At 73.0% G+C, this 11,042-nt stretch carries 10 protein-coding genes; 6 read left to right on the forward strand and 4 right to left on the reverse strand.

All coding sequences use genetic code 11. The annotated features are described in order from the left end of the window. Window position 1: 1 nt before the first annotated feature. A complete protein-coding gene (locus tag KME79_RS13705) occupies window positions 2–1,480 on the reverse strand; it encodes a PucR family transcriptional regulator (RefSeq protein ID WP_219544749.1) in 1,479 nt (492 codons plus the stop codon). Between the two features lie 94 nt (window positions 1,481–1,574). On the opposite strand from KME79_RS13705, the gene KME79_RS13710 reads away from it, so the two are divergent. Genes KME79_RS13710 through KME79_RS13720 form a run of 3 tightly spaced genes read left to right on the forward strand, consistent with a single transcriptional unit; the run spans window position 1,575 to window position 5,450 of the window. Beyond that, window positions 1,575–3,755: a xanthine dehydrogenase family protein molybdopterin-binding subunit gene (locus tag KME79_RS13710; RefSeq protein WP_219544750.1), complete on the forward strand. Its 2,181-nt coding sequence runs from the start codon at window positions 1,575–1,577 to the stop codon at window positions 3,753–3,755. Window positions 3,756–3,776: 21 nt separating this feature from the next. Next, complete coding sequence (locus KME79_RS13715) at window positions 3,777–4,010, forward strand: EF-hand domain-containing protein (protein WP_148032906.1); 234 nt, start codon at window positions 3,777–3,779, stop codon at window positions 4,008–4,010. Between the two features lie 54 nt (window positions 4,011–4,064). After that, entirely contained in the window at window positions 4,065–5,450 is a 1,386-nt protein-coding gene (locus KME79_RS13720; RefSeq protein ID WP_219544751.1) for an NCS2 family permease, read from the forward strand. Here the strand turns inward: KME79_RS13720 and KME79_RS13725 are convergent. Next, on the reverse strand, window positions 5,447–6,313 hold the full coding sequence (locus tag KME79_RS13725; RefSeq protein ID WP_219544752.1) for an excalibur calcium-binding domain-containing protein: 867 nt from the start codon (window positions 6,311–6,313) through the stop codon (window positions 5,447–5,449). The two genes, KME79_RS13720 and KME79_RS13725, sit on opposite strands and share 4 nt — an antisense overlap. A gap of 159 nt (window positions 6,314–6,472) precedes the next feature. Here KME79_RS13725 and ald point away from each other — a divergent pair, with 159 nt between their 5' ends. Then, window positions 6,473–7,588, forward strand: a complete 1,116-nt coding sequence (gene ald, locus KME79_RS13730; RefSeq protein ID WP_148032909.1) for an alanine dehydrogenase — start codon at window positions 6,473–6,475, stop codon at window positions 7,586–7,588. On the opposite strand, the gene KME79_RS13735 is transcribed toward ald, so the two are convergent. Both KME79_RS13735 and KME79_RS13740 read right to left on the reverse strand, forming a co-directional pair. After that, a complete protein-coding gene (locus KME79_RS13735) occupies window positions 7,581–8,036 on the reverse strand; it encodes an SRPBCC family protein (protein WP_271276349.1) in 456 nt (151 codons plus the stop codon). The genes ald and KME79_RS13735 overlap by 8 nt on opposite strands. 61 nt (window positions 8,037–8,097) lie before the next feature. Next, window positions 8,098–8,808 carry a thioredoxin-like domain-containing protein gene (locus KME79_RS13740; protein WP_148032911.1) on the reverse strand — a complete coding sequence of 237 codons (711 nt, stop codon included), beginning with the start codon at window positions 8,806–8,808 and terminating at the stop codon, window positions 8,098–8,100. Between the two features lie 146 nt (window positions 8,809–8,954). Between KME79_RS13740 and KME79_RS13745 the strand changes: the two genes are divergently transcribed. Both KME79_RS13745 and KME79_RS13750 read left to right on the forward strand, forming a co-directional pair. Then, complete coding sequence (locus KME79_RS13745; protein ID WP_148032912.1) at window positions 8,955–9,560, forward strand: DUF305 domain-containing protein; 606 nt, start codon at window positions 8,955–8,957, stop codon at window positions 9,558–9,560. 73 nt (window positions 9,561–9,633) lie between these two features. Further along, window positions 9,634–11,037: a phytoene desaturase family protein gene (locus KME79_RS13750; protein ID WP_219544753.1), complete on the forward strand. Its 1,404-nt coding sequence runs from the start codon at window positions 9,634–9,636 to the stop codon at window positions 11,035–11,037. Window positions 11,038–11,042 lie beyond the last annotated feature (5 nt).

An 11,042-nucleotide genomic window follows, 5' to 3' on the forward strand; every position in this document is an offset into this window, starting at 1 on the left:
GTCATCTCGCCCTGAGCGCGAGGAAGAGGTCGACCCGGTCGGCCATCGTCGACAGGTCCCTGCCGGTCAGCTCCTCCACCCGCTTGATCCGGTAGCGCACGGTGTTGACGTGCACGTGCATCCGCTCGGCGCACGCGTTCCATGAGCCGGCGCAGTCGAGGAAGGTGGCGAGCGTGCGCACCAGCTCCGACTGGTGGCCGGCGTCGTAGTCGAGCAGCGGGGCGAGCAGCCGCCCGGCGAACGACCTGCGCACGTCGCCGGGGACGGTGGCCAGCAGCAGCGCGTGCGTGTAGATCTCGTCGGACGTCACCACCCCGCCGTCGCGGGCCTCGGCCAGTCGTCTGGCGTGACCGGCCTCCTCGACGCCGCCTCGGAGCGCGGCCGCGCCGGTGAGTGCGCCGCTCAGGCCGAGACAGACGCGGGCGTCCGGCAGCGCCGACAGGATCGCGGCCCCGGCGCGCAGGCGGGCGGCCAGATCGGCGACGTCCCCGCCGCGCAGCGGCACCACCGCCACCGCCCCGTCGGCGCCGGGCGGTGCGACGATCTCCCGGCCCAGCAACTCCTCCAGCACCTGCCCCCCGAGCACCCCAGGACCGGGGTGGGCTGGGCCGGGGTGGGTGACGGTGGCGTTGACGATCGCGTACGGCTCGGCGGTGTCCAGGCCGGAGGTGCGGAAGCGGGCGTTCAGCTCCGCGGCGTCGGCGCCGGCGAGGGCGGCGGCCAGGAGTTCGCCGGCGAGCCGGCGTTCCACGCGCCGTCCTTCCTCCATGCGGCTGCGTTCCAGCGCCACGCAGGCCGCCAGCTCGTAGCCCAGGTCGGCCCGGTCGAGCAGGTCGCCGTCGCAGGCGAGCATCCAGCCGCCCGCCCGGTGGCCGCGCCCGACGCCGAACAGCGTGTGGCCGCCGGCCAGGCACGGCAGCCGGGTCGCGGTCAGGTAGGCGCGTGCCAGGCCGGCGGGGTCGTCCGGCGCGCCGACGATGACCTCGCCCGCGGCGGACACGACCGCGCCGGTGACGCCCAGCTCGGCGGCGGTCAGCGCGAACAGCTCGGGCAGGTCGGCGCCCTCGGCCACGGCGGCGACGAGCCTGCGGTGGCGGCCGAGCGCCTCGCGCGCGTCGCCCGTCAGGCGGTGCCCGGCCTGCTCGGCCAGGGTGCGGAAGGACACCTCGGTGGGCACCTCCAGCAGCGGCAGCCCGGCCCGCTCGCATGCCGTCACGAGGTCGGCGGGGATGTGGCCGAGCCACGCCTGCCCCGCGCCGAGCCCGGCCACCCCCGCCTCGACCAGCGCGGCCACGAACCGGGCCGAGTCCTCCGGCCCCTGGCGCCACATCAGGCCGGTCAGCACGAGCTCGCCGCCCGACAGGTAGCGCCCCGGCTCCGGCAGGTCGGTGATGTGGACCGAGGTGAACGCGCGGTCCGGGTCGCCGGTGAGCAGCCGGAGACGCGGCTCGCCGACGGCCAGCAGGTCACGTATCCGCATTTGGAGGAATATACAAGCCCGCCGGTGGCGGCGCTTACCCCGATTTCACCTGGCGCGCATACCGCCCGCACCGGGCCGGTGCTCTACTCGAAGGATGACGGAGACGGCGAGTTCGCTGCGGCTGGGCGTCGGCGAGAGCGCGCGGCGGCCGGACGCGGTGCTCAAGGTGACGGGCGAGTTCGCCTACGCCTCTGACCTGTGGCTCGAAGGCATGGTGTGGGGGGCGACGCTGCGCAGCCCGCACCCGTCGGCGTGGATCAGGTCCATCGACGTGGGGCCGGCGCTGGCCGTCCCTGGCGTGCGCGCGGTCATGACGCACGAGGACGTGCCGGGCGAGAAGTTCTACGGGCTGGAGTGCAAGGACCAGCCGGTGCTCGCCGTCGACCAGGTCCGCTACCAGGGCGAGCCGGTGGCGCTGGTGGCCGCCGACCATCCGGAGACCGCGCGGCGGGCGGCGGACGCGATCGTGGTGGACTACGAGGTGCGCGAGGCCGTGACGGACCCGCGCCTGGCGACGGAGCTGGTGCGCCACCAGCCGGTGCGTACGGGCGAGGTGTTCGAGGCCGCGTCCGAGGCACAGGTCGTGGTCAGCGGCGAGTACGAGGTCGGCATGCAGGACCAGGCGTTCCTCGGCCCGGAGTCGGGGCTGGCGGTGCCTGCCGAGGACGGGGGCGTCGACCTCTACATCGCCACCCAGTGGCTGCACGTGGACCGCGACCAGCTCGCCCCCTGCCTGGGGCTGCCGCCGGAGAAGGTGCGGCTGACGCTGGCCGGGGTCGGGGGCGCGTTCGGCGCCCGCGAGGACCTGTCGATGCAGGTGCACGCGTGCATGCTGGCGCTCCGGCTGAACCGTCCCGTCAAGATCGTGTACGGGCGCGAGGAGTCGTTCTTCGGCCACGTGCACCGCCATCCTGCGCGGATGCGGTACGAGCACGGCGCCACCCGCGACGGCCGGCTCGTCTACGTCAAGGCCGCCATCCTGCTGGACGGCGGCGCCTACTGCTCCTCCTCCCCCGCCGTGGTGGGCAACGCCGCCTCGCTCGGCGTGGGCCCGTACGAGGTGCCGAACGTGCTGGTGGAGGCCACCGGCGTCTACACCAACAACCCGCCGTGCGGCGCGATGCGCGGGTTCGGCGCGGTGCAGGCGTGTTACGCGTACGAGTCGCAGATGGACCGCCTGGCCGAGGCGTGCGGTCTGTCGCCGGTGGAGATCCGGCGGCGCAACGCGGTGTCGCAGGGCTCGGCGCTGATCACCGGGCAGGTGATCGACTCGCCGGCGCCGCTCGCCGACATGCTGCGCGAGCTGGAGTCGTTCCCGCTGCCGCCGCCCGCCGGCGACGACCTGCGCGGGCTGCCGGGCGGCGTGTCGCAGACCACGCACGGCGAGTCGGTGCGGCGCGGCGTCGGGTACGGGGTCGGGATCAAGAACATCTGCTTCTCGGAGGGGTTCGACGACTACTCCACGGCCCGGGTGCGGGCCGAGCTGGTCAACGGCGAGCCGCACGTCACCGTGCACACCGCGGCGGCCGAGGTGGGCCAGGGGCTGGTGACGATCCAGGCCCAGATCGCCCGCACCGAGCTGGGCGTGGAGCACGTGACGGTGGCGACCGCCGACACCTCGGTCGGGTCGGCCGGCTCGTCGTCGGCCTCGCGCCAGTCGTACGTGACGGGCGGCGCGGTGAAGGCGGCCTGCGAGGCGGTGCGCGAGCGGTTCGGCGGGCTGCCCGTGCGGGAGGCGCTGGAGAAGTTCGGGCCCGTCGAGGAGACGCGGGAGTTCCGGCACCGGCCGACGTTCCCGCTGGACCCGCTCACCGGGCAGGGCGACTCGCACACCCAGCTCGCGCTCTGCGTGCACCGGGCGGTGGTGGACGTGGACGTGGAGCTGGGCCTGGTCAAGGTGGTCGAGCTGGCGGCCGTGCAGGACGTCGGCCGGATCCTGAACCCGCAGGCGCTGGAGGGCCAGATCCACGGCGGGTCGGCGCAGGGCCTCGGGCTGGCCCTGATGGAGGAGATCCAGGTCAGGGACGGCAGGGTGCTGAACCCGTCCTTCACCGACTACCTGATCCCCACCATTCTCGACATGCCGCCCATGACGATGAAAATCCTGGAAAATCCAGACCCGGCTGCCCCGTACGGATTGCGTGGCGCCGGCGAGCCCCCGACACTCTCCTCCACCCCCGCGATCGCGGCCGCGGTGCGCGCGGCGACCGGCCTGCGGTTGACGCGCGTTCCGATAAGACCCGAAGATATCGCCTTGGCCCACATCGGGGGCTGAACGACCACGGGGAGGACCCTTATGGCTGACGCACGCGAGGCGGCCAAGGCGGAGTTCGAGCGGTTCGACGCCGACGGCGACGGTCTGCTGACGACCGCCGAGATCAGGAAGGCCAACGAGGCCATGGGCGGCCTGGGCGCCTCGGAGGCGGAGATCGAGGCGTTCATCGAGGCCGCCGACCGCGACGGCGACGGCCGGATCGGGCTGGACGAGTTCGCCGCGCTGGTCGGCGGCGGCAGGCACGAGAAGGCATGATCGGTTCCCCCGCCGGGTAGGGCACCGGGCGATCCCCCGCGTCGCTGAAGGGGGATGCCGGTGCTCGACAGGTTCTTCGAGCTGTCCCGGCGGGGGAGCACCGTCGGCCGTGAGGTGCGCGGTGGTGTCACCACGTTCATGGCCATGGCGTACATCATCCTGCTCAACCCGATCATCCTCGCGGGCGCCCATGACGTCACCGGCGCCAAGCTGACCATCGCGCAGCTCACCACGTCGACCGCGCTGACCGCGGCGATCTCGACGCTGCTCATGGGCCTGGTCGGCAACGCGCCGCTGGCGCTGGCCGCGGGCCTGGGGCTGAACGCGGTGGTCGCCTACCAGGCCGCCCCGCACATGACCTGGCCCCAGGCGATGGGCCTGGTCGTGCTGGAAGGCGCGGTCATCATCGTGCTGGCCGTGAGCGGCCTGCGCGCGCTGATCATGAACTCGATCCCGCTGGCGCTCAAGCACGCCATCAGCGTCGGGATCGGGCTGTTCATCGCGCTGATCGGGCTGGTGGACTCCGGTTTCGTGACGCGCGGCTCGGGCACGCCGGTGCAGCTCGGCGCGACCGGCCACCTGACCGGATGGCCGGTGGCGGTGTTCTGCTTCGGGCTGCTGCTGATGATCGCCCTGTACGCGCGGCGCACGCCGGCGGCGATCCTGATCAGCATCGTGGTGACGGCGATCGTGGCGATCGTGGTGAACTCGGTGGCCACGATCGACCAGGCCGACTGGGGGGTGGTGGCGCCGCGGGTGCCCGAGTCGGTGGTGTCGGCGCCGGACTTCGGGCTGGTCGGGCAGGTCGACGTGTTCGGCGGGTTCGTCACGGCGGGCGCGCTGACCGCGACCGTGGTGCTGTTCACGCTGGTGCTGTCGGGGTTCTTCGACGCGATGGGCACGATCATCGGCGTCAGCGACGAGGCCGGGCTCGTGGACGAGCGGGGGCGGGTGCCGCGGCTGGGCCGGATCCTCACCGTGGACGGCGTGGCCGCCATGATGGGCGGGGTGTCGAGCTCCTCGGCGAACACGGTGTTCGTGGAGTCGGCGGCGGGCGTCGGCGAGGGCGCGCGGACCGGCCTGGCGAGCCTGGTCACCGGGGCGGTGATGGCGCTGGCGCTGTTGTTCACCCCGCTGGCCGCGGTGGTGCCCGCGGCGGCGGCCGCGCCCGCGCTGGTGCTGGTCGGGGCGCTGATGATGATGCAGAGCAAGAACGTGCCGTGGGACGATCCGGATCTGGCGCTGCCGGCCTTCCTGACGATCGCGCTGATGCCGTTCACGTACTCGATCACCAACGGGGTGGGCGCCGGGGTGATCGTCTACACGCTGATCAAGGCGGCGCGGGGGAAGTTCGGCGAGATCCCGTGGCTGCTGTGGGTGGTGTCGCTGGTGTTCGCGGCCTACTTCGCGATCGACTGGGTGGGCGGGTTCTTCAGTTAGCGCAGGTCGCCGGAGTTGCAGGCGACGCCGTTGCCGTCGACGTCGGCGTACCACGCGTACTCCTCGTGCGTGCCCTTGGTGTAGGGGCCGAAGCCGGCGGCCGTGGCCTCCTGGCAGCTCGCGAACCGCTGGTCGGGGGTCCGGGTCCCGGTGCCCGTCGTCTGGCCGGTCCCGGCCGGGTCGCCGGTGCCGGTCGGATCGCCCGTGCCGGCGGGGTCACCCGTGCCGGCGGGGTCACCCGTACCGGCCGGATCGGTGGAGGCGGGCGGCGAGGAGGGCGGGGCCGCGTCGCCGAGCACGCGGGTGGCCAGCGCCTCGGCCTCCTGCTGGGTCATCCCCGCGATGCTCAGGCTGTCGCCGTCCATGCCCTGGGTCACGATGGGCGCGGCCAGGACCGTGCGCGGCACCAGCACGACGGCGATCTGCCGCTGGTCGGACACCTGCTCGTCGATGAGGTCGACGAGCTTCTGCTTGTACGCGGGAGCGACCGCGATGCGCACCGAGTAGGTGCCGTCACGACCGCGGACCGCCTCGACGGCCTGCACGGCGTTGACCGTGACGCCGTCCTCCAGCAGGTAACAGGTGGTCTGCGTGTCGTCGAGCGCCGCCTCCTCGCCGGGGCACGGCGCGGCCTTGGTCTCGCGCACGGGGGCGAAGTGGATCGGCGTGGACAGCCGCTGCGGCGGGGCGCCGCCGAGGAGCGGGGCGTCGGGCGTCCGGGTCATCAGGACGGCGACGGTGCCGAGCACGCCGGCGATGAGCACGATCAGGACGAGCGAGACGATCAATATGACGGTGGTGACCTTGCTGGCCCTCGGCGGCCCCGGATCCGCTGCCTTGGGCGGCTCTTCCGCCTTGTCCATCGTCGACGTCCCCATCCTGACTACGGGCTGCGGTGAGCTTATCGAGGACCGGTCGGTGCCGGGTAATCAGCCGAACATTTCTCGAGTTCGTGTTCAGAAGCCGGGGATGGAGAAAGAATTACGGCAACCGCGCGCCTGCCCGGGAAAGGGAGTGTCCTCATGAAGGTCGGTGTTCCCCGCGAGGTCAAGGACGGCGAGTACCGCGTGGCCCTCACCCCCGCGGGCGCCCACGAGCTCGTGCGCCACGGCCACCAGGTGTTCGTCGAGCGGGGCGCGGGCGCCGGCTCGTCGCTCCCCGACGAGGACTTCGAGGCGGTGGGCGCGGCCATCCTGCCGGACGCCGACGAGCTGTGGGCCGGGTGCGAGCTGATACTCAAGGTCAAGGAGCCGGTCCGGGAGGAGTACCACCGGATGCGCAAGGGCCAGGTGCTGTTCACGTACCTGCACCTCGCGGCCTCGCCGGCGTGCACGAAGGCGATGCTCGACGCGGGCGTCACCGGCATCGCGTACGAGACGGTGCAGACGCCCGGCGGCGGGCTGCCGCTGCTCGCCCCGATGTCGGAGGTGGCGGGCAGGCTCGCCCCGCAGGTGGGCGCGTACCATCTGATGCGCTCGCGGGGCGGCAGGGGCGTGCTCATGGGCGGCGTGTCCGGCGTGCGGGCCGCGCACGTGGTGGTCATCGGCGCGGGCGTGTCGGGCATGAACGCGGCCGCGATCGCCCTCGGCATGCAGGCCGAGGTGCTGCTGCTGGACAAGAACGTCGACAAGCTCCGCCAGGCCGACCTGATCTACCAGGGCCACTGCCAGACGGTGGCGTCGAACACGCTGGAGATCGAGCGGGCGGTGCTGGAGGCCGACCTCGTCATCGGCGCCGTGCTGGTGCCCGGGGCCAGGGCGCCGAAGCTGGTGCCGGACGAGCTGGTCGCGCGGATGAAACCGGGCTCGGTGCTGGTCGACATCTCCATCGACCAGGGCGGCTGCTTCGAGGGCTCGCGTCCCACCACGCACGCCGACCCGACCTACCGGGTGCACGACTCCGTCTTCTACTGCGTGGCCAACATGCCGGGCGCGGTGCCGCACACCTCGACGTTCGCGCTGACGAACGTGACGCTCCCGTACGCGCTCGCGATCGCGGACCTCGGCTGGGCCGCGGCGCTGCGCGGGGACCCGGCGCTGGCGCTCGGCCTGAGCACCCACGAGGGCCACCTGACCAGCCGCCCGGTCGCGCAGGCGCACCGCCTGGAGTGGACGCCCCCGCAGGAGGTGCTCAGCTAGCCTCCAGCAGCGCCTTCAGATGCGCGTTGCGCCGCACGATCAGCGCCTCCATGTAGCGCCCCAGCACCACCGCCTCGGCCACCCGCCCGAGGACGCCCAGCGGCGCCGCGAACTCCACCGCGTCACGCATGACCGTGCCCCCGCCGCCGTCGTCCGCGAAGCGGTGCTCGTGCCGCCACCTCCGGAACGGCCCGGCGACCTGCTCGTCCACGAAGAACACGGGAGCGTCGTAGGCGCTGATCACCGAGGTCATCCGCCACGCGACCCCGAAGTGCCTGGCCCGCCACGTGACCTGGTCGCCGGGGCCCATCCGCCCCGACGTCACCCCGCCCACGGCCCGCTCCCCCGAGCCCGCCATGGACGCCATGTGGGCCTCCACGGACAGCGACTCCTCGAACACCCGGCGGGGAGCCGCCCGGATCAGCGTCACCACGTCGAACCGGATCACCCGCCCATCCTGCAACGCGAAAGGCCCGGCGGTCGAGGCCGGGCCTTTCGGGAGGATCGGGTTACTGCTGGGACTGCGACGGCTGCGGAGAGGCCGTGTCCATCGGGGTCTGGCTCTGGCCCGTGGGCTCCGGCGGGAGGGGGGCCTGGTCGGCGGTGGTGACGATGGCGTCGGGGCCGCCGCAGGTCGCGCCCGGCTCGGGCGTGTCCGCGCCGTTCTGGTAGCGCTTGATGAACGCGCCCAGCTTCGGGTCGTCAGGGTTGTCGAACTTGTGCTGGTGGTTCCAGGTGCTGGCCACGATCGGCGCCGGGAGTCCCTCGAACGGGCTCATCAGCATGTAGTCCTGCTGACCGGTGCTGGTGGCCACGTCCTTCAGCTTCGCGATCTGGTCGGCGGGCAGGTCGGGACGGTAGGTGATCCAGACCGCGCCGTGCTCCAGCGAGTGGACGGCGTGCTCGCTGTGGATGGGCTTGTCGTAGATGTCGCACTGCTGCCAGTAGTTGTTGTGCTCACCGCCCACGGGCGGGGTCTCCTTGTACGCGACCTTGTTCCAGACATGCTGGCCACCGTCGTACTTGACGCTCACCACGGCGTCGAGCGACGTCTCGCGCGCCTGCTTCACCAGGTAGAAGCCCACCACGCCGACGAGCAGGACGATGACCAGACCGCCTGTCCCCCACATCAGGAATGCGGTGCGGCGTTCTTTGCGCTGCTGCTCGGCGCGCATCCTCTGCAGATGCTCCCGCCGCGCCTGCGCCTTCTCCTTTGTCATCGTTCCTCCATCGGCGAACCAACAGGGGTCACTTTATGCCCTCCGGGCGTATGCGGAGAATAAGAGCGTTGTAAGCGTCCGATCACGACCCGCGCGTGGCGATGGGTACGCTGGACAACGCCATGGAAAAGCCCGCTCGTAACTCAATGTTCGCCGTCGTCGCCGTGCTGGTGCTCGTCGCGGCGGCGGCGCTGCTCCTCTTCGGCGGCCGGGGCACCCCCGGCGACAACTCCGCCGAGGCCGGTTTCGCCCGCGACATGGCGACCCATCACGCCCAGGCCGTCGACATGTCGTTCACCATCAGGGACAAGAGCCAGTCCCGGGAGATCAGGTCCCTGGCGTTCGACATCATCAACACCCAGGCCAACCAGCGCGGCATGTTCCTGGGCTGGCTGCAGCAGTGGGGCCTGACGCAGGCGACCGACATGCGGTCGATGGCGTGGATGAGCGGCCACGCCCACGCCTCCTCGGCGCGGCCCGGAGATCCGATGCCCGGCATGGCGTCCGCCGAGGAGCTGGCCAAGCTCCGCGAGCTGGAGGGCACCGAGGCCGAGGTGCTGTTCCTGCAGCTGATGATCCGCCATCACGAGGGCGGGGTGGAGATGGCCGAAGGCGTGCTCCGGCTGTCCGGCCGGGACGAGGTGACCGGCATGGCCCGCAAGATCGTCACCGGGCAGCAGGGCGAGATCAAGCTGATGACCGACATGCTCCGCCACCGCGACGCGCAGCCGTTCCCCTCGATCCTCGACTGACCTCTCGCGGGCCCCGCTTCGGGGTACCTGAACACGGCAGGGGACTCGGGTCCGATGAGCGGGAGGCGGGCGGGTGAGCGTTGACGCGGTCGTGGTGGGGTCGGGGCCGAACGGGCTGGTCGCGGCGGTCAAGCTGGCCGAGGCCGGGCGGCGGGTGCTGCTGCTGGAGGCGGCCGACGCGTTCGGCGGCGGGCTGCGGTCGGCGGAGCTGACGCTGCCGGGCCTGGTCCACGACGTGGGCGCGACCGTGATGGCGATGGCGCTGGCCTCCCCCGCCCTGCGCGACCTGAAGCTGAAGGGCGTCGAGTACGCCCACCCGCCGCTGCCCGCCGCCCACCCGCTGGACGACCGTCCCGCCGTGCTCGTGCACCGTGACGCCGGCCGTACCGCGGCGGGGCTGGGACGCGACGCGGCGGCGTGGCGGGCGACGGCGGGAGCGGCGGCGAGAGCCGGGTTCCCGCTGGTGGACCTGCTGCTGCGACCGCTCGGGCCGTGGCCGGCGGGGCTGGCGCGGCCGTCCGCGCTGGCCGCGGCGGCCCGGTTCGGCGCGGCGGCGGCGCTGCCCGCGACGACGCTGGGGCGGCTGGCGTTCCGCACCGTGGAAGGGCGCGCGGTGCTGGCGGGCATGGCCGCGCACTCCCTGCTCGACCTGCGGGCGCCGATCACGAGCGGCTACGGGCTCATGCTCGCGGCCACGGCCCACCTGGTCGGCTGGCCGGTGGTGCGGGGCGGCTCGCAGCGGCTGGCCGACGCCCTGGTGGCGCGGCTGCGCGAGCTGGGCGGCGAGGCGGTGACCGGCCACCGGGTGCGGCGGCTGGCCGAGCTCGACGCGGAGACGGTGGTGCTCGACGTGTCGCCGCGCCAGTTCCTCAAGATGGCCGACCTGCCGCCTGCTTACCGTGACCGGCTGGCCCGGTTCCGCCACGGGCCGGGGGTGTTCAAGCTGGACTGGGCGCTGGACGGGCCGGTGCCGTGGCGCGACCCGGCGGTGGCGGCGGCGGGCACCGTCCATCTGGGCGGCACGATGGAGGAGATCGCGCTGAGCGAGGCGGAGACGGCCGCCGGCCGCCACTCCCCCAGGCCGTACGTGCTGCTGGTGCAGCCGTACGCGGCGGATCCGACGCGGGGCGGGCACACGCTGTGGGCCTACTGTCATGTCCCCAACGGCTCGACCGTGGACATGACAGGCCCGATCGAGGCGCAGATCGAGCGGTACGCGCCGGGCTTCCGCGAGCGGGTGCTGGCCCGTCACGCGATGGGGCCGGCCGAGCTGGAGGCGGCCAACCCCAACCTGGTCGGCGGCGACATCGGCGGCGGGCTGGCGAGCCTGGGGCAGTTCCTGAAGCGGCCGGTGTGGTCGCCCGCGCCCTGGCGCACCCCGCTGCGGGGGGTGTTCCTCTGCTCGGCCTCGACCCCGCCGGGGCCCGGCGTGCACGGGGTGGGCGGCTGGCAGGCCGCCCGCCTCGCGCTCCGCTGACGTCC

The sequence above is a fragment of the Nonomuraea harbinensis genome, from assembly GCF_019396385.1.
Taxonomy (GTDB): Bacteria; Actinomycetota; Actinomycetes; order Streptosporangiales; family Streptosporangiaceae; genus Nonomuraea; species Nonomuraea ferruginea.